This is a genomic window from Melioribacteraceae bacterium 4301-Me, from assembly GCA_041538185.1.
In the GTDB taxonomy this organism is placed as follows: Bacteria; Bacteroidota; Ignavibacteria; order Ignavibacteriales; family Melioribacteraceae; genus Pyranulibacter; species Pyranulibacter aquaticus.
This window is the reverse complement of sequence record JBGORM010000005.1, coordinates 209979-234843: the sequence shown is the minus strand read 5'-3', so window position 1 is coordinate 234843 and position 24865 is coordinate 209979. Positions and strand designations below refer to the sequence as shown.

General features: G+C 33.6%; 21 protein-coding genes. 18 read left to right on the top strand and 3 right to left on the bottom strand.

The features are described from left to right. The first annotated feature begins 38 nt into the window (after positions 1-38). On the top strand, positions 39-503 hold the full coding sequence (locus tag ABRY23_10210; GenBank protein MFA3783424.1) for an acyl-CoA thioesterase: 465 nt from the start codon (positions 39-41) through the stop codon (positions 501-503). Between the two features lie 5 nt (positions 504-508). On the opposite strand, the gene ABRY23_10205 is transcribed toward ABRY23_10210, so the two are convergent. Continuing rightward, positions 509-2011 carry a helix-turn-helix domain-containing protein gene (locus tag ABRY23_10205; protein MFA3783423.1) on the bottom strand — a complete coding sequence of 501 codons (1503 nt, stop codon included), beginning with the start codon at positions 2009-2011 and terminating at the stop codon, positions 509-511. Positions 2012-2170: 159 nt separating this feature from the next. Here ABRY23_10205 and ABRY23_10200 point away from each other — a divergent pair, with 159 nt between their 5' ends. From ABRY23_10200 to ABRY23_10120, 17 genes are all read left to right on the top strand, one after another. After that, complete coding sequence (locus ABRY23_10200) at positions 2171-3982, top strand: long-chain fatty acid--CoA ligase (protein ID MFA3783422.1); 1812 nt, start codon at positions 2171-2173, stop codon at positions 3980-3982. 31 nt (positions 3983-4013) lie between these two features. Further along, a complete protein-coding gene (locus ABRY23_10195) occupies positions 4014-6419 on the top strand; it encodes a 3-hydroxyacyl-CoA dehydrogenase NAD-binding domain-containing protein (protein MFA3783421.1) in 2406 nt (801 codons plus the stop codon). A gap of 14 nt (positions 6420-6433) precedes the next feature. Next, positions 6434-7609 (top strand): acetyl-CoA C-acyltransferase, encoded by a 1176-nt coding sequence (locus ABRY23_10190; GenBank protein ID MFA3783420.1) that lies wholly within the window; start codon positions 6434-6436, stop codon positions 7607-7609. A 40-nt stretch (positions 7610-7649) separates the two neighbouring features. Next, the gene (locus ABRY23_10185) at positions 7650-9443 is read left to right on the top strand and encodes an acyl-CoA dehydrogenase family protein (protein ID MFA3783419.1); all 1794 of its coding nucleotides are present in this window, start codon (positions 7650-7652) and stop codon (positions 9441-9443) included. 64 nt (positions 9444-9507) lie between these two features. Next, on the top strand, positions 9508-10386 hold the full coding sequence (locus tag ABRY23_10180) for an SDR family oxidoreductase (protein ID MFA3783418.1): 879 nt from the start codon (positions 9508-9510) through the stop codon (positions 10384-10386). After that, positions 10383-10841, top strand: a complete 459-nt coding sequence (locus tag ABRY23_10175; protein MFA3783417.1) for an acyl-CoA thioesterase — start codon at positions 10383-10385, stop codon at positions 10839-10841. The genes ABRY23_10180 and ABRY23_10175 overlap by 4 nt, the downstream gene beginning before the upstream one ends. 103 nt (positions 10842-10944) lie before the next feature. Next, positions 10945-13068, top strand: a complete 2124-nt coding sequence (locus ABRY23_10170) for an ATP-binding protein (protein MFA3783416.1) — start codon at positions 10945-10947, stop codon at positions 13066-13068. Further along, positions 13019-14395: a sigma-54-dependent transcriptional regulator gene (locus ABRY23_10165; GenBank protein ID MFA3783415.1), complete on the top strand. Its 1377-nt coding sequence runs from the start codon at positions 13019-13021 to the stop codon at positions 14393-14395. Before ABRY23_10170 ends, ABRY23_10165 begins: the two co-directional genes overlap by 50 nt. 127 nt (positions 14396-14522) lie before the next feature. Then, entirely contained in the window at positions 14523-14669 is a 147-nt protein-coding gene (locus tag ABRY23_10160) for a type II toxin-antitoxin system HicB family antitoxin (protein ID MFA3783414.1), read from the top strand. Positions 14670-14727: 58 nt separating this feature from the next. Further along, positions 14728-14916, top strand: coding sequence for a type II toxin-antitoxin system HicA family toxin (locus tag ABRY23_10155; protein ID MFA3783413.1), 189 nt, complete (start codon positions 14728-14730; stop codon positions 14914-14916). A 393-nt stretch (positions 14917-15309) separates the two neighbouring features. Continuing rightward, positions 15310-16590, top strand: a complete 1281-nt coding sequence (locus tag ABRY23_10150) for a TolC family protein (protein MFA3783412.1) — start codon at positions 15310-15312, stop codon at positions 16588-16590. Between the two features lie 13 nt (positions 16591-16603). Continuing rightward, positions 16604-18298 carry an efflux RND transporter periplasmic adaptor subunit gene (locus ABRY23_10145; GenBank protein ID MFA3783411.1) on the top strand — a complete coding sequence of 565 codons (1695 nt, stop codon included), beginning with the start codon at positions 16604-16606 and terminating at the stop codon, positions 18296-18298. 265 nt (positions 18299-18563) lie between these two features. Next, positions 18564-21710 carry an efflux RND transporter permease subunit gene (locus ABRY23_10140; protein MFA3783410.1) on the top strand — a complete coding sequence of 1049 codons (3147 nt, stop codon included), beginning with the start codon at positions 18564-18566 and terminating at the stop codon, positions 21708-21710. Positions 21711-21874: 164 nt separating this feature from the next. Next, positions 21875-22084: a P-II family nitrogen regulator gene (locus ABRY23_10135; GenBank protein MFA3783409.1), complete on the top strand. Its 210-nt coding sequence runs from the start codon at positions 21875-21877 to the stop codon at positions 22082-22084. Positions 22085-22086: 2 nt separating this feature from the next. After that, on the top strand, positions 22087-22257 hold the full coding sequence (locus ABRY23_10130) for a hypothetical protein (GenBank protein MFA3783408.1): 171 nt from the start codon (positions 22087-22089) through the stop codon (positions 22255-22257). 18 nt (positions 22258-22275) lie between these two features. After that, on the top strand, positions 22276-22731 hold the full coding sequence (locus ABRY23_10125; protein ID MFA3783407.1) for a heavy metal-binding domain-containing protein: 456 nt from the start codon (positions 22276-22278) through the stop codon (positions 22729-22731). Between the two features lie 56 nt (positions 22732-22787). Continuing rightward, positions 22788-23165: a cupredoxin domain-containing protein gene (locus ABRY23_10120; GenBank protein MFA3783406.1), complete on the top strand. Its 378-nt coding sequence runs from the start codon at positions 22788-22790 to the stop codon at positions 23163-23165. A gap of 353 nt (positions 23166-23518) precedes the next feature. On the opposite strand, the gene ABRY23_10115 is transcribed toward ABRY23_10120, so the two are convergent. Together ABRY23_10115 and ABRY23_10110 are read right to left on the bottom strand one after the other, a co-directional pair. Further along, positions 23519-24364, bottom strand: coding sequence for a RimK family alpha-L-glutamate ligase (locus ABRY23_10115; GenBank protein ID MFA3783405.1), 846 nt, complete (start codon positions 24362-24364; stop codon positions 23519-23521). Positions 24365-24393: 29 nt separating this feature from the next. After that, positions 24394-24846 carry a carbonic anhydrase gene (locus tag ABRY23_10110; protein MFA3783404.1) on the bottom strand — a complete coding sequence of 151 codons (453 nt, stop codon included), beginning with the start codon at positions 24844-24846 and terminating at the stop codon, positions 24394-24396. Between the last annotated feature and the right edge of the window lie 19 nt (positions 24847-24865).

The following is a 24865-nucleotide window of genomic DNA, read 5'->3' as shown; positions in this document are numbered from 1 at the left end:
TTTCAAAAATTTTTAATATTCCATCTAAAGAAATAATTTTGGGTACATGTTTCACTAATTATTTATCTGAAATGGAATTAGAAAAATTTAAGCACAAAATCCAGATAACAGTTAGATTTTCTGACCTTGATGCAATGGGTCATGTAAACAATGCAACATATTTAACTTACCTTGAAGAAGCTCGTCTTTCATACTACAAAGATGTGTTAAACATGAATGTAAGGGATTTAGAGTTCAATGCAGTTGTTGCAAGAATAGAGATTGATTATATACATCAAATTAAATTAGGCGACAAGTTAGAAGTTTACAGCCGCACATCAAAAATAGGCAATAAAAGCGTTGACTTAGAACACGTTATTGCAATTGTGAACAATGAGCATAAGAAAATTGCTGCCAAGGCATTAACCAAGCTGGTTTCTTATGATTATAAAAAGAACGAATCAACAGTAATACCACAGGCTATTAAAAATATTATTGAGGATTTTGAAAAGAAAAGTCAGTGAAATTATTACGATTCTTGAACAATTTTATTAAGTTCTTTTTTCAGTTTTTCTAATTGTCTTTTAGTTTCGTAAATAGTTGGCTTTGCAGCCCGCTCTTTACAATCCAATATATTACAACGCTGGCAAGTACCGTTAACTACTCTTTCTGGTATAGACTGATTATTTACAAATAAAATTTTTTGTTTCAATTCCTCGTTTAACAAAAATCCTAATGTAACGCTATAATTAAAGTTAGGATGAAGAGATGAGAACTTGGCAATTGAAATCTCTATGTACACATTATTGGAATCACCAAAAACTGACTTTTGAATTGCTGCTATTGGTAATTTAAAATCTTCGTTGGTTTTCTGTAGTTCTTCTAATCTTTTTAAAATGTCAATAGATAACCATCGCCGGCAGTAATGCTCATTGTTTTGATACTCGCTGGGATAATCTTTGATATTTAACCTTATTTGTTTTGTAACAGAATAAACACCAGAATTTTTAGCTGAATTAATCCGCAAGAAAAAGAAATTGCTAATGTTGAAGTACTTAGTTAAAACGTTAGTAATTCTTTGAAGAAGCATATCTGGTGAGACATCATATTTTTTTATAAGTGAAAGAAGAAATTTCTCATCGAATTTTTTCTGATTAAACAGGAAAGAAATATCGTTTATGATTGATTGTTTATTAATTATTAGTGCAGTGGAAAAATAAGAGGCTTTCAAATTGTTTAAAAGCTGGTCAAAAGAATCCAAAGGAATATTAGAATAAAGGTTTGAACGATCGGAAATTTTCAAAAAAACATAAGCGATTTCCTTGCCAATTATAAAGGCTTTTTGGGAATCAGCTAATTTTCGGTTGATTAATATTTTCTTTCTCTTTCCGTTGATAACACTAACTGCCCGAATATTGCTAAAATCTGGTGTATCTGGAATAGAGTTTTCATCTACCTCATAATTAAAATTATTCGTCAATATTTCTAACAAACGATTATATGTAACAGGCGGATTGTAATCGAATTTAATTTTTTTACAAAACTTTAATACAGAGTCTTCAAGTTCGCTAAAATAATTTTCATTAAGTTCCTTATAGGTTCTAATAGCAATGTTACTAAACTGATTTTCTGTCAACTCTAAAGATTTAGCTACTTCAATCAAAGTAGAAACGAGGGCGCTCAGCTGTATAGGAGCTTGAGAAAGCTGAATAAGAAGTTTATGAACATCAATTCCGTAATGGTCAAGAGGAAGTTTTTCTAAAAAATTTGATTCTAACAGTTCACTAATAGGTGCAAGATTTTTATTCAATTTAAGAGAAACTAACTTATCGTATGGAACATCTAAGGCTTTAGCAATTGCTGCAATTTTTTTTGGCTTTGGTTGTTTTTTCCCATTCTCAATTTCATTCAAGTAAGAAACTGAAAGAGAGGACCTCTCGGCTAATTCAGAAAGGGTTAAGCCTTTTTCTTGCCGCAGCTGTTTTAGTTTTAAGCCAAAGATTAACTTTATATTATTTTCAGATAAATTCATAGTACTAAAAAAAATCATAACAAAAATAGAAAACTGAACAAAACTTAATTAAATTTTATTTCCAAAAGCAAATTTTCTTTTTTAGCGAAAATTCGCTTGCTACTTTATTAAGTTCTTCTTATTTTGATTTAGTAAGGTTACAAATTGAGGAACACAAACATGCAATATCCACAGTTACCAAAAAATCGGTTAATAGATTTAATCCCTTATCAGCTTGAACATTATCCAAATCCTAAAGCGTTCAGCGATAAAGTTACAGGTAAGTGGAGAGCATACAGCACAGCAGAGGTAAAAAAAATAATCGATAATGTTAGTTTGGGTTTACTTAAACTTGGCTTTAACCCCAATGATAAAATTGCTATAATTTCAAGAAATAGAGTGGAATGGAATTTTGTTGATTTAGGGATACTTCAAATGGGTGGCATAGTTGTTCCTCTTTATCCAAATACTAGCGAAGACAATTATAGCTTCATTTTTCAAGATGCTGATGTTAAACTCGTCTTTGTAGAAGATGAAGAGTTGTTTGATAAAGTTCAACGTGTAAATAAAAAAATCAAGAATAAAATTCAGCATATTTACACTTTCAACAGAATTGATAAAGCACATCATTGGACGGAAATAACTGAAGCAGCAGATGAAAATTTAAGAAAAAGACTGCAGGAAATTAATGATACAATTACAGAAGAAAATCTTGCTACAATAATTTATACATCTGGCACAACAGGAATTCCCAAAGGAGTAATGCTTTCTCACAAAAACATTATTTCCAATGTTAATTCACTTGTGCGTTGTATGCCAATAAAAAAATTTAAGACCACAATTAGCTTTTTACCATTATGCCATATTTTTGAAAGGACAGCAGTTTACTTTTACATGATCCTCGGCACCTCAATTAATTATCCCCAAAGCTTAGAGACTGTCGGCGAAAATATTCGTGAAGTTAAACCCGACTTTTTCATTACCGTGCCCCGACTTCTTGAAAAAGTTTTTGAAAGAATTATGGATGCAGGTTACAAACTCAGTTTACCTAAAAAAGCAATTTTTGGATGGGCAGTTAATCTTGCTAATCATTATGACCATCACGGAAAAAACAATTGGTTTTATAATTTAAGATTGTTCTTTGCAAGAAAAATTGTTTTTACAAAATGGAAAGAAGCTCTGGGTGGAAATATAAAAGGAATTATTAGTGGTTCAGCTGCATTACAGCCTCGTCTTTCAAGAATATTTATTGGTGCCGGAATTCCTGTAATTGAAGGTTATGGACTTACAGAAACTTCTCCCGTTTTGACATGCAATAGATTCAATAAAAAAGAAAACTTGATTGGTACGGTCGGGATACCAATCCCTGATGTTGAAATAAAAATTGGTGAAAATGGAGAAATTCTTGCTAAAGGACCAAATGTTATGATTGGATATTACAATAATCCAGAAGCTACAAAAGAAGCAATTGACGAAGATGGGTGGTTACATACAGGCGATGTGGGTGAAATTGTTGAAGGAAAATTTTTGAAAATTACAGGAAGAATAAAAGAAATGTTTAAAACCAGCGGGGGAAAATTTGTAGTTCCCCAGCCAATCGAAAATAAAATGAAAGAATCTTTCTTTATCGAACAAATGATGGTAATAGGGGAAAACAGAAAGTTTGTTGCCGCAATTATCCAGCCCAATTTTGAATTCATAAGAAAATGGGCTAAAGAGAAAAAAATGGAGTTGATTACTCGTGAACAAATCGCAGCCTCGCCTGTAGTAAAAGAACGAATTTGGAGGGAAGTTCAAAAATACAATAAGAGATTTGGACACGTCCAGCAAATTAAAAAAATTGCATTGGTGCCAGATTTATGGTCAGTAGAAACAGGCGAATTAACACCTACAATGAAAGTTAAAAGAGATGTTCTTAGCGAAAAGTATAAGAATTTAATAGAAGAAATTTATGCTGAGAACAGTTCAATTAATTTACCTAAAGACGAATAATGTAATTTCACAAATAAACTGAGATGTAAAAATGAAAAGAATAATTAAAAATGTTGCAGTGCTTGGGTCGGGAGTTATGGGCTCACGCATCGCATGCCATTTTGCAAATATTGGCTGCAATGTTTATTTGCTCGATATAGTACCACCTAAGCTTACAGATGAAGAAATTAAAAAAGGCTTAACAGAACAAAGTGCCGAATTTAGAAACAGAATAGTTAACACAAACCTACAAAATGTATTAAAGGCAAAACCAGAATCGCTATACGATGAGTCCTTTGCCTCAAGAATTAAAACCGGTAATTTTGAAGATAATCTCGGTTGGCTGAAAGAATGCGATTGGATAATTGAAGCAGTGGTTGAAAATCTCGAAATAAAAAAGTCAGTTCTTGAAAAAGTTGAGAAATTTAGAAAGAGCGGAACTCTGGTAACTACTAACACATCCGGAATCCCAATTCATTCGATGCTAAGTGGAAGAAGCGAAGACTTCCAGCAACATTTTTGCGGAGCGCACTTTTTCAATCCACCAAGATATTTGCCGTTACTGGAGATTATTCCAACAGAAAAAACAAAACAAGAAGTTGTAGATTTTTTAGTGTATTACAGCGACGTATTTTTGGGCAAAACACCTGTGCTATGTAAAGATACACCGGCTTTCATCGCAAATAGAATTGGCGTGTTCAGCATTATGGCTGTCTTTAAATTGATGAAAGAACTTGGCTTAAAAGTAAAGGAGATTGATACTTTAACTGGGCCGTTGACAGGCAAACCAAAATCAGCAACATTTCGTACTGCCGATGTAGTTGGGATTGATACACTTGTTAAAGTCGCGAACAATATATACAAAGATTGTCCTAATGATGAGTGGCGCGAGTTGTTTAAAGTTCCGGATTTTGTAAGTAAACTTGTAAACAATAACTGGCTGGGCGATAAGACAGGTCAAGGCTTTTATAAGAAAGTAAAAAACGAAAAAGGAGAAAAAGAAATCCTTGAACTAAATACTGAAACATTTGAATATGAGCCCTCGCCAAAAGTCAAGTACGCATCGGTAACAGCAGCTAAGCAATTAGAAAACCTTAAAGAAAGAATAAAAGCTTTAACCTTCTCTAAAGATAAAGCCGGCGAATTTCTTAAGAAACTCTCGTTTATGATATTTCAGTATTCTTCAAATCGAATCTTAGAAATTGCCGATGAAATATACAAAGTTGACGATGCACTTCGAGCTGGTTTTGGTTGGGAACTAGGACCTTTTGAAACCTGGGACGTTCTCGGTGTTGAATATACTATAAAGTTAATGGAAGAAGAAAACCTTAAGCCGGCCAAATGGGTTTATGAAATGTTAAAAGGAGGATTCAATTCCTTCTACAAAATAGAAAACGGCAAGAAAAAGTATTATGATATAAATTCAAATTCTTATAAAGATATTCCGGGTAAAAATGAATTTATAATTTTAGATAACTATCGAGCAAACAAACCTGTATGGAAAAACACAGGTGCAACTTTGCACGATATTGGCGATGGTGTGCTAAATCTTGAATTTCAAACAAAGATGAACTCAATTGGCTCTGAAATTCTTGAAGCAATTAACAAGTCAATTGAAATTGCAGAGAAAGATTTTCGAGGACTTGTAATTGGCAACGATGCCCAAAATTTTTCAGCCGGTGCAAATTTAGCTATGATGTTTATGTTAGCCACAGAACAAGAATACGATGAAATTGATATGGCTGTTAGAATGTTTCAACAATCTACAATGAGAATAAGATATTCCGCTGTGCCTGTTGTTTCGGCACCGCATGGAATGACCTTGGGAGGCGGCTGCGAAGTTTGTCTGCATTCTGATAAAGTTGTTGCTTCCGCTGAGACTTATATTGGACTTGTTGAAGTTGGAGTTGGAATTATTCCAGCCGGCGGCGGGACTAAGGAAATGACACTTCGTGCCTCGGATAAATACCAAGAAGGTGTTGTTGAACTGCCAATCCTTCAAGAAATGTTTATGAACATAGCAATGGCTAAAGTCTCTACATCTGCCCAAAAAGCATTTGGCATGGGAATACTGCGAAATGGCAGAGATAAATATATTCTCAACCAAAACAGACTAATAAACGAAGCAAAAAAAGCTGTCATCGAATTAAGCGACCAAGGCTATACTCAACCGCTGCAAAGAAATGATATAAAAGTATTGGGTAAATCAGCATTAGCTGCTCTTTTAGTTGGTGCATTTTCATTCCATACAGCAAGGTATATAACAGAACACGATAAAAAAATTGCTGAGAAATTAGCTTTTGTTATGTGTGGCGGAGATTTAACTGCTCCCACTTTAGTTTCTGAACAGTACTTGCTCGATTTAGAAAGAGAAGCTTTTCTTAGTCTAATTGGAGAAAAGAAAACATTAGAAAGAATTCAAAGTATTCTTACAACAGGAAAACCATTAAGAAATTAATAAAGGTAAAAATTATGAAAGAAGCGTATATAGTAGCTGGATATCGCTCTGCAGTAGGAAAAGCTAAAAAAGGCGGCTTTAAAAATTACAGACCAGATGATTTAGCTGCAGACGTAATTAAATATTTGTTAAACAAAGTTCCTCAACTAGACCCCAATAGAGTTGATGATTTAATTGTAGGAAATGCGGTACCAGAAGCAGAACAAGGATTGCAAATTGGCAGAATGATAGCTCTGCAATGTTTACCAATGCGTACGCCGGGAATGACTGTCAATCGCTATTGTGCATCTGGAGTAGAAACAATCTCAATAGCAGTTTCTAAAATTCGGGCAGGCTATGCAAATTGTATAATTGCAGGCGGTACCGAATCAATGTCACTGGTGCCAACTGCTGGCTGGAAGTTATCACCAAATTATAAATTTGCAAAAGAGCACCCCGAATATTATTTGAGTATGGGATTAACAGCAGAGGAAGTTGCAAGGGATTATAAAATTTCTCGTGAGGACCAGGATAAATTTGCTTATGAATCTCACATGAAAGCGTTAAATGCAATTAAAAACGGTTACTTTAAAGATGAGATTGTTCCAATCGAAGTTGAAGAAATTTTCCTTGAAAATGGAAAAAGGAAAGCAAAAAAATATATTGTTGATACAGATGAGGGACCCCGAGCTGATACTACACTCGAAGCACTATCCAAATTAAAACCTGTTTTTGCGGCGGAAGGAACTGTAACTGCAGGTAATTCATCTCAAATGTCTGATGGCGCTGCTTTTGTGCTTGTAATGTCTGAAGAAATGGTTAAGGAATTAAATCTTAAGCCAATTGCCGTTTTGAAATCTTTTGCTTTAGAAGGTGTTGACCCAAGAATTATGGGAATAGGTCCAATTGCAGCAGTCCCAAAAGCATTACAAAAAGCTAACCTAAAATTAGACGATATAGATTTAATTGAACTCAACGAGGCATTCGCATCCCAATCCCTTGCTGTAATTAGAAATCTTGGGTTAAATCCAGAAAAAGTTAACGTCAATGGCGGGGCAATTGCTTTAGGACACCCGCTTGGTTGTACTGGTGCAAAACTTTCTATCCAAATTTTTAACGAACTAAGAAGAAGAAAAAAGAAATATGGAATGGTTACAGCCTGCGTTGGCGGTGGACAAGGCGTTGCAGCTATTTATGAGTTGCTAAATTAATAATCTCTATTAACGGAAAATAACAATATAAAGGTGTACTATGGAAAACGTAAAATCAAACTCAGAAGTAATTAAAGGCGGTGAATTTTTAATTAAAGAAGCTGACCCTCAATCAATTTTTATTCCTGAAGATTTGTCAGAAGAACAAAAAATGATGGCTGAGACTGCAAAAGAATTTATCGAAAAAGAAATTTGGCCAAAACTAAATGCAATCGATAAACAAGAACCTAACCTAACTGTAAGTTTAATGGAAAAGGCAGGCGAACTTGGCTTGCTTAGTACAGCTATCCCCGAAGAATATGGCGGATTAGGTGAAGACTTTAACTCCAATACTGCAATTGCAATGGAAATGGGTAAAGGTCATTCGTTCGGCGTTTCATATGCCGCACATACTGGAATTGGTACACTTCCTATTCTTTACTATGGCACAGACGAACAAAAGAAAAAATACCTTCCTAAATTAGCAAGCGGTGAACTGAAATCAGCTTACTGTTTAACTGAACCTACTTCAGGTTCAGATGCACTTTCAGCAAAGACTACCGCTAAACTTTCAGATGACAAAAAATATTACATTCTTAATGGACAAAAGATGTGGATTACCAACGGAGGGTTTGCAGATATACTAATTACATTTGCACAAGTTGATGGCGATAAATTTACATGCTTTATTATTGATGCAAACTCAGAGGGCTTTAATCGCGGTCAAGAAGAGAATAAAATGGGAATTAAAGGCTCTTCAACACGCGCTTTGTTCTTAGATAATGTTAAAGTACCAGTTGAAAACGTTCTTGGTGAAATAGGAAAGGGACACTATATTGCTTTTAATATATTGAACGTGGGCAGATTTAAACTTGGCGCGATGACGACTGGTAGTGCGAAAAAGGTGTCTTCACTTTCAATCGAATATGCTAATACAAGAAAACAATTTGGACAATTAATTTCTAACTTTGGGGCAATCAAACATAAACTGGCTGAACAAGCAATTAGAATATTTGTCTCTGAATCCGCTACTTACAGAGTAAGTAATTTAATCAACAAAAAAATTAAAGAACATCAAGCACAAGGTGATAAGTACGAACAAGCAGCATTAAAGGCTGCCGAAGAATATGCAATTGAATGTGCAATGCTGAAAGTTTACGGCTCTGAAATGTTAGATTATGTAGTTGACGAAGCAGTACAAATTTACGGCGGTTACGGCTACTCGGAAGAATACCCTGTAGCCCGTGCTTACCGCGATTCAAGAATTAATAGAATTTTTGAAGGGACAAACGAAATTAATCGGCTTCTTACAGTTGATATGTTAATTAAAAGATCCATGAAAGGAAGAATTGATTTAATGACACCCGCACTTGCAATCCAAAAAGAACTAATGTCTGTACCTTCTTTTGATGAAAGCGGTGATGAATTGTTAGCTAAAGAAAAAAAGGCTATAAGCAATGCAAAAAAAGCAATTCTTATGATAGCTGGAAGCGCTGTACAAAAGCTAATGGAAAAATTAAAAGATGAACAAGAAATTATAATGAATGTTACTGATATGATGATTGAAGTCTTTGCCTGCGAATCTGCTTATTTAAGAACCATGAAACTTTCTCAAATTAAAAAGGAGGAAGAACTTCAACCTTATATTGATATGACAAAAGTTTATATAAATGACGCAATGGAAAAAATAGAAAAATACGGCAAACATGCAATCGCTGCATTTGCAACTGGTGACGAGTTGAAAATGCTTCTGCTTGGTCTAAAACGATTTACAAAATATGAGCCTATTAACACTATAGGATTGCGGAGAAAAATCGCCAATAGGTTAATTGAAGCCAATACTTATTGCTTCTAAATATTATTTTGCACTAAAGGATCAATTTGTATTCAATCTTATATTAACAATCCCGTAACTAAACATGACAAAGAAATATAATAACCCGATGTTAAAAGACAATTCACTAAAAGAAAAAATAATAGTTGTAACTGGCGGTGGAACCGGGCTTGGTAAATCGATGAGTAAGTATTTCTTAGAATTAGGAGCTAAAGTTGTAATAGCCAGCAGAAAATTTCCTATCTTAGCTGACACTGCTAAGGAGTTAGCAGACGAAACAAAAGGTGAAATATTACCGGTCGAATGTGATGTAACAGATTACAATCAAGTTGAAAATCTGCTAAATACAAGTATTAAGAAATTTGGTGAAGTAAATGTATTGGTTAACAATGCCGCAGGTAATTTTATTAGTCCAACTGAAAGATTATCCCATCGTGCTTTTGATGTAATAGTAAACATAGTGCTGAAAGGAACATATAATTGTACTTTAGCATTTGGAAAACATTGGATAAAAAATAAAACAGAGGGCACAGTTTTAAATATTGTCACTACGTATGCTTGGACTGGCTCAGCTTATGTTGTGCCCTCTGCTTGTGCAAAAGCTGGGGTATTGGCACTAACTCGTTCTCTTGCTGTTGAATGGGCAAAGTATGGAATTCGATTTAATGCGATTGCACCTGGACCTTTTCCAACAAAAGGAGCTTGGGATAGACTGCTTCCGGGTGAACTTAAAGACAAATTCGATTTTAAAAACAAAGTTCCACTAAAACGAGTCGGTGAACATCAAGAATTGTCTAATTTGGCAGCTTACCTTGTTTCAGATTTTTCAGCTTATATCAATGGTGAAGTAATAACAATAGACGGCGGCGAGTGGCTTAAAGGTGCTGGCCAATTTAATATGCTCGAGGCTGTTTCAAATGAATCATGGGACTATATTGAACAAATGATAAGGAATAAAAAATGAAACCACAACTAGAAAAAGATAAATTTAAACATATATATAAAGTGAAAGTAAGATTTAACGAAGTTGACATGCTAAGAATACTAAATAACGCTGTCTATTTTAATTACTTGGAACAAGCAAGGATTCATTATGTGCAAGATGCCGGTCTGCTACCTCCCAAAGGAATTTTTAGTGATAATCGTCTCTATTACATGGCAAGGAACGAAATCAATTATTTAAAGCCAGCATTTTTTGATGACGAATTAAACATCTATACAAGAATTTCATACATAAAAAAATCGAGCTTTGGCTTCGAGCACATAATTGAGAGGGACAGAAATAATGATGTGTTAGCAGAGGGAAAGGGGGTACTTGTGCATGTTGACCCAGTAACTAAAAAGTCTGCACCATTACCCCCCGAATTTTACACTAAAATCTCTGCTTTTGACAGAAATGTGGAAATAATTGGTCAATAAATTTTTACACTGCACAACATATATCCTCTTAGAAATATTTATTATTCTGTTTACATCCTTAAACTCTTCATGTATTTTTATTTTAGTTAAAAAAAGTTTTTAGATGGAATTAGATTTTACACAAATACCGTTTCTTTTGGCATCGTTTATTGCAGCAGCAGGTTTAATTTTTATAATCTATTCTCGTTTTTCTAATGTTATTACTTCCAGACTTTTTATAGTGACTTTAATTTTAGTTATTGCTTACTTAATCTCTCATACAATACATTTTGTAATAATGCCTTCTCATGATGTCACTCTGCTCGACCAATCTTGTCATTCGCTTTTACTAATGATTCTTCTGTCAATCACTTTTCTTACTTTTAATTACCCTGAGCCTAAGAAAATAGGCATAGTTACTGGATTTATAATTCTTGTGCCGTCCGTTGTTCTTTTAATTTTGCTTTGGAGTGGTAAGTTAATAATAGAGTCTCACGCACACCCAAAACACTTTGTTGCTCATTTTACCCCGCTCTACCTCTTTTACGTCTTGTGGTATCTAATTTTGATAATAGTGAGCACTATATTGATAATTATAAAATACAGAAGAGCAAGCGACCCAAATACACGGAAACAATTGCTTTTCTTTTTGTTTGGATTGATTATTACTTACATAGCAACTTTTAGCTTTGGAATATTTTTCCCATGGATACTTGGTTTTTACTACTTAGTTGAAATAAGTCCATTAGCATTTTTAGTTGGATTTATTTTTTTCACAGCTGTAGCTATTAGCAAATATAACATGTTACCGGCAGCAATTGAAAAAGTTCACTCCTTTAGTTTAAATAAAAAAATATTTTTCTCCGCACTTGTGGTAGTTCCAATTATAATACTGCTAATCCAAATACCCATTGGCAGAGTGCTCTTTAATATAAATACTCATGATGAACTTATGCGATTTTTCTTGCACAGTATTTTTATAGGTTTAATTGTCAGTCTTGCCCTTTCATTCATAATATTAAAAATAATAGCTCAGCCAATTGCTATGCTTAAAGAAAAAGTTTTACAAATAAAAGAAGGGAACTATGATGTAAATGTGAAATTTAAGTCAACAGATGAAATTGGTGAACTTACAAACGCGATTAATAGTATGGCAGCAACTTTAAGCAGAAATCGATCTGAATTAATTCATCGTGAAGAAAGAATATCAATTTTGCTTAACGCTTTTGAAAAATCACTTGCAGCAATTGCTATTGTAAATAATGATTTACGGTTAGTCGAAGCAAATCCTCAATTTTACAATTTGATAGAACAGGCTTATGGCAGAGCTAAATTTAGCAGTATAGATTTATTACAGTTTCAGAGTGAACCAGATTTATTTACAAATATAATAGAGGAAGTAAAAACTAAAGGCAAGTATTTTGGGGAAATTAAAATTGCTTACAATAAAAACAAAAGCAAAGATTTACTGCTATCAGTTACTAAAATAATTTCCCCCAATCAAGAACAAAAAGGTTATTTATTTGTTGAGATAGATATAACAGATAAAAAGAAATTGGAAGCTGAAATTTTGCGTTCTGAAAAATTAGCAGCACTTGGTGCAATGTCGGCTGTACTCGCTCACGAAATCAAAACGCCTTTGACATCTATAAAAATGAACGTGGATATTTTAAGTCAAACTCTAAATCTAAATGATGATGATAAGGAATGCCTTGAAATTATTAAGAAAGAGACAAATCGATTAACTCAACTTGTAAAGGAAGTTCTGCAATTTTCTAAAACATCTGAACTGACTTTATCAAAAGTAAATTTGAAATTCTTTATCGAAGAAATCTTTCAACTTGCAAAAGCAAATAATTTATATAAACAAATTACTTTCATAAATGAAACTGATGATACAGATATATTTGTTGATTCAGATAAATTTAAGCAGGTAATGTTAAATTTAGTTCAAAACTCGATTGATGCAATTGAAAATGAAGGAACGATTCATTTGAGTTCACAAGTAAATGAAGATGCGATTTTAATTTATATCAAGGATAACGGAAACGGAATTGAAGAACCAGAAAAAATTTTTGATCCTTTTTTCACTACAAAACCTTCAGGAACTGGTCTTGGATTATCAGTATCTCAAAAAATAATTGAACAACATAATGGAACACTAAGATTAATTTCTTCAAAAGCAGGCGAAACAATTTTTGAAATTAAACTTCCTTTTAGAAATGAAAGAAAAAATTTTAGTAATTGACGATGACGAATCAATTCGTCAAACATTAACGAATTATTTGAAAAGAATTGGTTATAATGTTTATGCTGCAGAGGATGGAAAATCCGGACTAAAAAGCTTACAAGAAAATCAGCCCGATTTAATTATCTCTGATATAAGAATGCCGAATTTATCCGGGTTAGAAGTCTTAAAAAAGGCAAAGGATATTGATGCAAATATAAAAGTTATTCTTATTACTGCTCATGATGATATACAAACAACTATTGAAGCCATGCAGAATGGAGCTTATGATTATCTCGAAAAACCTTTAGATATAGAACGCCTTAGAGTAACTATATCGCGCGCACTCGAATCAAAAATATTAAGTGAGAGGATTGATTCTTTTATCGAAGAAGAAGCTCAAGAATTTCAACCCGAAAAAAGAATTATTGGCAAATCATCTGCGATGAGAGAAATTTATAAGTTAATTGGGCAGGTATCGAATAACCGTGTAACTGTACTTTTATTAGGAGAAAGCGGCACAGGAAAAGAACTTGTTGCAAAATCAATTCATTATAGTGGAATAACAAAAAATCAGCCGTTTGTTGCTGTAAACTGTACTGCAATTACAGAATCACTTTTGGAAAGCGAACTGTTTGGTCATGAAAAAGGTGCATTTACGGGAGCTGATAGAACAAAAAAGGGAAAATTTGAATTAGCAGGAGAAGGAACAATCTTTCTTGATGAAATTTCCGAAATGTCGCCGCACTTACAGGTGAAACTACTGCGTGTTCTTCAAGAAAGAGAATTTGAAAGAGTTGGCGGCGAAACTGTAATTCCAATGAAAGCCAGAATTATTGCTGCAACAAATCGAAACCTTGAACAGCTTGTTAAAGAAGGTAAGTTTAGAGAAGATTTATATTACAGATTAAATGTTGTTTCAATTAAAATCCCTCCGCTGAGAGAAAGAAAAGAAGATATTCCGCTTTTAGTAAATTATTTCTTAACAAAGATAAATAAAGAACTTCATAAAAATGTTACGAAAGTTCCAGACGATGTTATGTTAATGCTGAAAAATTATGACTGGGTAGGAAATGTTCGTGAGTTAGAAAATACTTTGATTCAGGCTGTTGTGCTTTCCACGGATGATGTTCTTCATAAAGAAAATATATTGTTGAGGAAATCTTTTAGTGATATTTCAGAAAATGAAAATTATTTATTGCCGCTTCATGAAGTTGAAAAGAGGCACATAAAATTAGTTCTGGATTATACAAACTGGAATAAACCTAAAGCTGCTGAAATACTCGGAATTTCTCTTCCAACACTTTATAATAAAATTGAGAGTTATAAAATCTCTAAGCAGGATTGATAGAAAAGTGAACGATTATAATTAATTTTTTTGTACATTATAAAAAATGAAAGAGGACATTATGAAAAAAGTAATAAGTGGGCATATATTCTAAGGAGAAAAATATTTTGTAGCTGAATGTGCTGATTTGCCAATTGTAACACAAGGTCTAACTTTAGATGAACTTGTTAATAATTTGAAGGAGGCTATTGAACTTCATCTCGAAAATGAAAATTTGGAAGAACTTGATATCGCACCAAATCCAACAGTTATTGCAAATATAGAAATAATTTAATATATGCCTAAACTAAAAGTCCTATCCGGTGAGGACTTAATTAAGATTTTTCAAAAATTTGATTTTACAATCGAGGGCAAAAAGGAAGTCATTTAAACTAACTCGTTATTTAAAAGATGATATAAAGCAATCAATAACAATCCCGAATCACAAAGAAGTAGAAAAAAGAACATTAAAAGCAATACTAAGACAAGCTTCGAAATACATATCTGAAGTTGAATTAAAAAGTCATTTCTTTTACGAATAATTTTTCAAGAAACTAAAACATAGATTTTTTTTCTTGGCTCCCTTTGACAAACTCTGTTAATCTCCGTCTAAGAAAAAAATTACACGGAGAACCACAGAGAGGTCACAGAGAAACACGGAGATAATAGTGTAAGCAAGTTTTTACATTTCATTAGTTTATTTAAAAATTTTAAAACCATTTAAAATTTTTTTAATAAATAACCAATTAACATCTTAAAACAAGCTAAAAAACCCGCTCATTTCTCAGGCACATCCTTTGCTGTAAGACTCACTTAATATGAATAACACTTTAATAAATATCATCTGGTTAATTGTCTACTTCGTAATAATCATTGGAATTATGCTAATCTTAATACGAATCAACAAAATCAAACAATGAACTCAGGAAAAACTTATGAGAAGAACTTCAATTATTATTTTAATTATATCAGGGCTTTTTAACATATTAAAAGCACAAACTCAAAAAACTTATCTTGATTCCTTAATAACAGAAGCACTGCAAAACAATCCTCAACTTAAAGCCGCAAAAAATCAATACTTAAGTTCTGAGAAAAAGATAAAACAAGTTACTGCCTGGGATGCACCTCAAGTAGGGATTGAATTTTTCCAACTTCCGATTCAATCCTTTCCAAATCCATTAAAAAATAATATGGAGACAGATTATTTCGTTCAACAAATGATACCATTTCCTGGTAAACTAAACGCAATGGGATTATCTGCAACTTATAATGCTAACATGTATGAAGAGCAGTTCAATGCATTAAAGAATAAAATAATCAGAGACTTAAAGAGCGCTTACTATGAACTTTATCTTGTTCAACGCAAAATCGAAATAAACAAAGAGAATCAAGAATTACTTAGACAGTTTATTGAAATAGCTTCGGAACAGTATAAAGTAGGTATGGGAAAGCAGCCCGACATTATTCGTGCACAAACAGAACTTTCATCATTGATTAACGATGAAGTAAATCTTTACAAGGAGAAGAGAGATGTTGAAACGATGCTCAATACAATTTTAAATCGTCCACCTTATCAGCCTTTTAAAGAGATTGATAGTATATATGAAGATATTCCAGAATTTAAATATCAGCAGCTGCTTCCAGTTGCTTTGTCGTATAGACCTGAATTGAAAGGGATGAAATTCAACATTGAAATGTATAAAAGTGAATTGAAAGCATCTGAGTTAGAATTCTATCCAGATATTATGGTAAGAGTAATGTATAAAAATATGACTGATACAAAGAACGATTTTTGGTCTGCTATGGTAGGTGTGAATGTCCCGATTGCATTTTGGTCGAAAGATAAGTACAGCGGAAAGGTTGAAGAAAATCAGTTGAATATCAAAACAGCTGAAGAGCAATTTAATTCTATGAAAAATATGATTTCTTACGAAGTTCAAAATGCAATTGTCAAATTAGAAACAAACAGAAATTTATATAACCTCAATAAAAACACTGTAATACCGCAAGCTGAACAAACACTTCAATCAACACTTGCAGCATATAAAACTGGTAAGACCGAGTTCTTAATGTTAATCGATGCATACAGAATGCTTTTTATGGCAAAGTTAGATTTTTATATGAGCGAAATGAATTTAATGTTAGCAAAAGCACAATTAGAACAAGCAGTCGGTTTATCAATCAATGAAATTGTAGAAAATATTAATAGAAACTAAAGGAGATTTCATAATGAGAAAAATAATTATAACTGCAATTGTCTTCCTTATTGTTGGATTAGGTATTGGATGGCTCGTATTTAAATCAAGTACGTCTTCTGTTCAACAAAAAGAGAGAAAAATTTTATACTATCGTAATCCAATGGATCCAACTCAAACTTCTCCTACACCTAAAAAGGCACCCGATGGAATGGATTACGTTCCAGTTTATGCAGATGAAGGAACTAAAAGCGGAGAAAAGAAAATTGCTTATTATAAAGACCCGATGCATCCATGGTACACTTCGGATAAACCGGGAATTGCGCCAGATTGCGGAATGGAATTAGTTCCGGTCTATGAAGGTGAAAGTGATGTACAAGGAATTAAAATAGACCCGGTAGTTGTGCAAAATATTGGAGTTCGAGTTCAGGAAGTTAAAAGACAGAAGTTAAATAAAGTAATTCGAACTACAGGTAAAATTGATTACGATGAAACAAAAGTTACAACTATCACAACAAAAATTATGGGCTGGATTGAAAAATTATATGTTGATTACACGGGTAAATATGTCAGTAAAGGTCAACCGCTGTTTGAAATTTACAGTCCGGAACTTGTAAGTACTCAAGAAGAATATCTACAGGCAATTCGTTATCTAAAAAAAGTATCTCAAAGTTCGAGCGATGTAAAAGAAGGAGCTCAAGAATTAGTTAATAGTGCCAAGAGAAGATTGCTCTACTGGGACATTTCCGAAAAAGATATTGAAGAAATTGAAAGAAATAATGCTCCTAAAAAAACTCTTACTATTTATTCGCCAGTCAATGGTATTGTTGTTGAAAAGATGGTTTTCTTAGGTCAACAAATTATGGCAGGAATGGAATTATATAAAGTTGCCGACCTTTCGACTGTATGGGTTATGGCTGATATCTATCAAATGGATTTACCGTGGATTAAGTTGGGCCAAAAAGTTGAATTAGAATTGTCTTACTTACCAGGTAAAACTTATCAAGGTAAAGTTACTTACATTTATCCTTTCTTAAACGAGGAAACAAAAACAGTTAAAGTAAGAACAGAAGTGAGAAATACTGCTAACTATGAATTTAAACCTGGAATGTTTGCAACTGTTAAATTTGTTTCACCCGTTTCAGTGGATGCTATTGTGGTTCCGAACCAGGCAATTATCCGCTCTGGTGAAAGAAACATAGCTGTAATTTCATTAGGCGGCGGCTACTTCGACCCAAGAGAAGTTAAATTGGGTGTTGAATCAGATGGAATGGTTCAGGTACTCGAAGGTATTAAAGAAGGTGAAAAAATTGTTGTCTCCTCTCAATTCCTGATTGATTCAGAAAGCAATCTTAAAGCAGCAATTCAGCAAATGAGTGGTCATGCAGGAATGGATATGAATAAAACGATGGAACAGCAAAAAGCTACTGAAGACCACAGCAAAATGAATATGGACGAAAAAGAGAAACAAAAGAATGATGAAAAATCAAAAAAATCTGAAAGTATCCATAAAGAACACAACGAGAGTTCTATAATTCGCAAAGGAGTAATTGACTTAAAAGCAATTGATAAAAATAAGGATGGAAAACTTTATCAAGATATTATGGACTGGAATGTAATTTCTGATAAACCGGGTAAATGCCCAATTTGCGGAATGACACTCAAAGAATTTACAATTGACGAAGTTAAAGCTAATCTTGAGAAACATGGTTTTCAATATAAGAAATAGAACACGGATGACACAGATTACACGGATTAACACGGAGAAGTTATGTCCGTGAAAGTCCATGTAGTCAGTGTAATCCGTGTTCTATAAACGGAGGATAGAACACGGATGAGACGGGACTTGCCTGACAGCAGTCAGGCCTGTCTACCGACAGGTAGATTTTCACAGAATGTTGAATTGAAAAATAACTTTTGAGATTGTCTTTGTAGAGAGAGTTAATTATAAGTCAAAAGTAAAAAAGTAATAATAGAAAATTAGTGGAGTCAAAATGTTACAAAAAATAATAGAGTTTTCTGTAAAGAATAAATTTCTCGTTATACTTGCAACGGCTTTTATAATTGGAATTGGAATCTATTCTTTAGTGAATACTCCTGTGGATGCTATTCCAGATTTGAGTGATGTGCAGGTTATTATTTATACAGAATATCCCGGGCAATCACCAAAAACTGTAGAAGATCAAGTTACTTATCCTTTAACTACAGCAATGGTCTCTGTGCCGGGTTCTAAAGTAGTGCGGGGTTATTCATTTTTTGGTTTCTCACTTGTCTACATAATTTTTGAAGATGGAACTGACATTTATTGGGCAAGAAGCAGAGTATTAGAATATCTTAACTATGCACAAAAAAGACTTCCTCCCAAAGTTGTTCCTACTTTAGGTCCAGATGCAACAGGTGTAGGCTGGGTTTATGAATATCAGCTTACCTCCAATAAAAGGTCACTTCAAGAACTTCGTTCAATTCAAGATTGGTATTTAAAATATGCACTTTCTTCTGTTGAAGGCGTAGCTGAAGTAGCAAGTATTGGCGGATATGTTAAACAATATCAAGTAACAGTTGACCCGGCAAAATTATTAGCCTATAACATTCCAATCGATATGATAGAAATGGCAATTAAAAAATCGAACAATGACGTCGGCGGCGAAGTAATTGAAATGGGTGAAATGGAATTTATGGTGAGAGGACTTGGCTACATCAAATCAATTGAGGATGTTGAAAATATTCCATTGATGGTAAATAAAAAAACTAACACCCCCGTCTACTTAAAAGATGTTGCTGATGTTACGCTTGGTCCTTTAATGAGAAGAGGACTTGTTGAAGCTAACGGCGAAGGTGAAGTAGTTGGCGGTATAATAGTAATGAGGTATGGGCAAAATGCTCTCAAGGTTATTAAAGATGTAAAAAAGAAGTTAGAAGAATTGAAAGCAGGGTTGCCTGATGATGTAAAAATTGAACCCGTATATGACCGTTCGGGATTAATTGAACGAGCTATTGATACATTAAAAGAAAAACTCATCGAAGAAATATTAATTGTAGCCCTGGTTTGTATAATATTTTTAATGCATGCAAGAAGTGCATTTGTAGCAATCTTTACATTGCCCACAGCTATATTAATGTCTTTTATAATAATGCGCTGGCAGGGAATTAATGCAAACATAATGTCATTAGGTGGAATTGCAATTGCAATCGGTGCAATGGTGGATGCTGCGATTATTATGATTGAAAACGCACATAAACATATTGAACACGAAGCACTAAAACCACCCGAAGAACGAAGAAATCGCTGGCAAATGATTATCGAGGCATCGAAAGAAGTGGGACCCTCGTTATTCTATTCACTGCTTGTAATAACTGTATCTTTTATTCCAGTATTTACACTCGAAGCCCAGGAAGGCAGATTGTTCAGACCATTGGCATTCACTAAAACATATTCAATGGCTGCTGCTGCAATTCTATCTATAACAATTGTCCCTATTTTAATGGGTTATTGGATTCGTGGAAAAATAATGCCGGAAGAAAAAAATCCTATTAACAGATTCCTTATTAAAATATATCATCCTGTTGTTGATTTTGTAATAAAGCATAACAAAGCTGTTATTGTTGCTGTATTAATTATTCTCGGTATAACAATAATTCCGTTCAAAAAAATTGGCTCTGAATTTATGCCCCCGCTTTATGAAGGTGATTTACTTTATATGCCCACAACAATGCCCGGTATGTCAATTACAAAAGCAAGAGAATTATTGCAGCAAACAGATAAAATCATAAGACAATTTCCAGAAGTTCATCATGTCTTTGGAAAAATTGGTCGTGCAGAAACTGCAACAGATCCAGCTGGTCTTGATATGATTGAAACTACTATAATGTTAAAACCAGAAAGTGAATGGCGACCGGGGATGACTCCCAAAAAACTTATTGATGAAATGGATAGAGCTATTCAGTTCCCAGGTGTAACAAATGCATGGACAATGCCTATTAAAACAAGGGTTGATATGCTCGCCACTGGAATTAAAACACCAGTCGGAATTAAAATTTCTGGACCCGATTTGGATACACTGCAAGAAATTGGTAGAAAGGTGGAAGCTGTAATGCGAACAGTTCCCGGGACTTTAAGTGCCTTCGCAGAAAGAGCTGTCGGTGGTAATTATCTTGATATTGAAATTAATAGAAAAGAAGCCGCACGATATGGTTTGACGATTGATGACGTTCAAAAAGTTATTCAAACTGCTATGGGCGGTATGGCTATTACAAATACAGTAGAAGGATTGGAAAGATATACTGTTAACCTTCGCTACAGCAGAGAACTACGAGATAATATTGATGCTTTAAAAAGAGTTCTAATTCCAACTCCGATTGGAGAACAGGTTCCATTTGGTCAACTTGCAACTTTTACACCACGCAAAGGTCCTATGGTTGTTAGAAGTGAGGATACACGTCCTAATGCATGGGTCTACGTTGATATAAAAGATATTGATGTAGGAACTTATGTTAAAAATGCTCAAAAAATAGTAGCTGAAAAAATTAAACTGCCTGCTGGTTATAATATCACATGGAGCGGTGAATATGAATATATGCTGCGTGCTCAAGAACGATTGATGTTAGTAATTCCGATGACTTTATTCATAATCTTTGTAATTATTTATCTCAATACTCGATCGCTTACAAAAGTTGCAATTGTTTTTCTTGCTGTTCCATTCTCTTTAGTTGGTACTTTTTGGCTGCTTTATTTACTCGGTTACAATTTAAGTATTGCAGTTTGGGTTGGAATAATTGCCCTTGCAGGCTTAGATGCAGAGACTGGAGTCGTTATGTTACTTTATCTTGATATTGCATTAAAAGAATGGAAAGAAAAAGGTTTACTTACTGGATTGAAAGGACTTAAAGAAGCTATTCATCATGGTGCTGTTAAACGTGTACGACCTAAAATTATGACTGCTTCTGTAATTATTGCTGGTTTAATTCCAATTATGTGGAGTCACGGAACTGGTGCAGATGTAATGAAACGAATTGCTGCACCTATGCTTGGCGGTGTTGTTACTTCAGTATTGATGGAATTAGCTGTTTATCCTGTAATTTATTACCTCTGGCGTTCATGGGAAATGAAAAAAGAAGCAAAGGAAAACCTGTCCCGACTTTAGACGGGAAGGAATAGAATTAGAATCTTAAAAAAGGAATTTATATGACTGCTATAGTATTCGGTATTGGTTTAATTGTAGTGTTCTTAATAATTATAAAAATAAGAAGTATGATTAATAAAAATAAATCTTGCCATTAAATTTGCAAGTTTGAGGAGGAACTCAAAATGAAAGAAATAAAAGCATACATAAGAAGAGAAAATGCTGATTCGATAACGTGGAATAATGAAATTATATGTAATGATCAAGATATGGATAAATCGGTAGAGATAATTGCAAAATATGATTACACCGGCAATTCCGACGATGGTATAATTTTCATTTCACCTATTGAAGAATCAATAAAGATAAACACAAAAGAAACTGGTGCAGTTTAGATATGATTTTCAAATCTATTTCTATGTACTTTATGAAAAATAAAACCTCTGATGAAATAGAGTATTACTGTTATTATGTAACCAAACATAAAAGACGAATAAAAGCAAGAATTACAAAATCAACTTACGAAATGCTGATAAGTAATAAATCTCAATTAAAAAAAGTTCATTAAATAAAAAAGGAGCAAAGAATGAAAGCAATAAAAATCTCTATGAATTTGTTAATAGCAATTCTACTTCTTACTAATGCTGCTTTATTAGCACAAGTGAAGAAAGATACTACCAAAACGATGCACAAGGCAATGAAGCACGATCATCAAATGATGCACGATTCATCAAGCCAGCATCAAATGCACAATATGAAAATGATGAAAGACTCAACTCATCAAATGATAAATGAAGAACATAAAATGACTAAGGGGAAAAAATCCCCTTGGATAAGAGAAGGTGAAATCGATTTGAATGCAATTGATGAAAATAAAGACGGAAAAGTTTTTCAAGACCAAATGGATTTTAATGTAATTTCTGATAAACCCGGTGAATGCCCGTTATGCGGAATGAATCTAAAAGAGGTAACTCTTCAGCAAGCAAAAGAAAATTTACTCAAACATAATTTTAAGGTTAAAAATGGCGTAGAGCAGAAATAATCTGCTCTACTTTATATAGATGAATGCTGTCAGTATTATTCATAGGAGAAAATAAAATGACTATCGACCAGATAATTGTACTTTTCGGAGGTTTGGGGCTTTCTGCACTTGTAGCCTGGTATTTCTGGTTCTCCGAGAAAAAGGCAGTTAAAGTTGAGACATGTGAATCAGGTATTCAGGAGGCAGTAATAAATGTAAAAGGCGGTTATACTCCCGATGTTTTAATTTTTGAAGCCGGTAAACCAATCAGACTAAATTTCATTAGGGAAGAAACCGCCAGCTGTACCGAAGAAGTTGTGTTTTCCGATTTCAATACGCGAGCAACATTAACACCTTTTAAGACTATCCCAGTTGAATTAAAAATTGATAAACCCGGTGAATACATTTTTCAATGTGATATGGGAATGGTTAAAGGGAAGCTGATTGTGAAATAGTTATTTAAAGGATATAGCTAAAAAAATTTAACCACAAAGAACCACAAAGGTATTCACAAAGGAACACAAAGGTGAATACTTAGTGTTCCTTAGTGGTTAATAATATAACTCAGATTTAATCAGATGAATCTGCGCTCTGTTAGTACCCCAACGAAATTAATAAATGCATATATATTTAACTTTTTAAAATGTATGAACGGGCTAAAAACTATTACACTAAAATTATTCTTGTCTAATTGTTCATGGTAAGTTACATGGATAAATTTCATCTCAATTGTCAACTGTACAATAAGATATTTACTAAAATTTTTTACCAGAATCTTTGACAGGTTTTATTTAAGACTGCAACACGTTTATTTGAACCACTCATTAAATGCTTTTGCAAAGTTAACAGGTGCCTCGGGGTTGGTTCTTAAGTAAAGTGATGGCTCAATTAATTCTAATTCTATAAGCTCAAATTTATTCTGCTCATTTCTAATTAGGTCAACTCTTGCATAAAGAAGTTTACGCTTGAGTACCTTTAATATTTTTTCTGCAGTTTCAATTAAACTGCTAAATGGTGAAACTGATCTAACGACGCCACCATGTTCTTCCTGCACTCTAAAATCGCCTGCTTTAGGTGTTTTGAGAATTGCATGACTAAATTTATTATTGAAAAAGAAAACTGAGTATTCGCCTTCTTCAACAACATTTTTTCTAAACGGCTGTGCAAGATACTCTTGTTTGTTAATTGTATCTAAAACTTCTGTTATGGTATTTTGGAAAGTATCGCGATGAAGTTTATACGTTCTATCTGCATTAGCACTAATGATTGGCTTAATGATTATCTCATCGGATTGAAGTTTATCAAACAGGTTAATTACCTTTTCATAATCCAAAAGATGGAATTTAATCGTGGGTGGAATATCAATCCCTTTTCTCTGGAGTTTTAACAAATAATTTTTATTCAAATTCCAGCGAACGACTTCAAGGGGATTTTCTAAGTGGGTCGATTTTGTTATTCTTTCCAGCACTGATAAAAATTTTCCCGGATGGTTTTGATAATCCCATGTAGTTCTAATAAGAACAACATCATACTTATTCCAATCAGCATTAGGTTTTTGCCAAGCAACAGGTTCAACTTTCCATCCCAATTCCTCAAAATAAGGATAAACAATCTCATCGTCGCTTACAAAACCAAGCTCTTTAAGGTTTTCCATCGTTAAAAATGCACACGTTCTCATAAAGGCTAAAAAGTTTCAACCTTTCCATCAAGGTCCATCAAGAGCATTTCAATTTCTAAGTGTGGATATTTTTCTTTAATCAGCTTAGCTAATTTATTTAAATATTCAGAGTGAATTTCGGTTTCCTCTTTTCTGTTTTTATAAAAATCTTTTTTTAGGATAATTCTGTATGCGCCGCAATCTCTATGATCCATAAGAATAACTTTTCTAATATTATGTAGTTCAATTGCAAGTTGAAGATGCTGCCAAAATGTTTCGTTCCACGAGGTATATTTTTCATTAATCGCACCCAAAGAGGCACCAGCTAAAATAATTTGGTCGAAATCGCCAGTTAAGCCGCGCATTTCCATGTATTTATTTTTATGTTCAATTAACCTGAAATCCATGCAGGTCAACAAAAGTGCTTCAATTTTAACCGCTTGGGATGGTGATTGATAAGTCTTACTGTGGTCGTTCATTGTAATTCAACTTTCTATT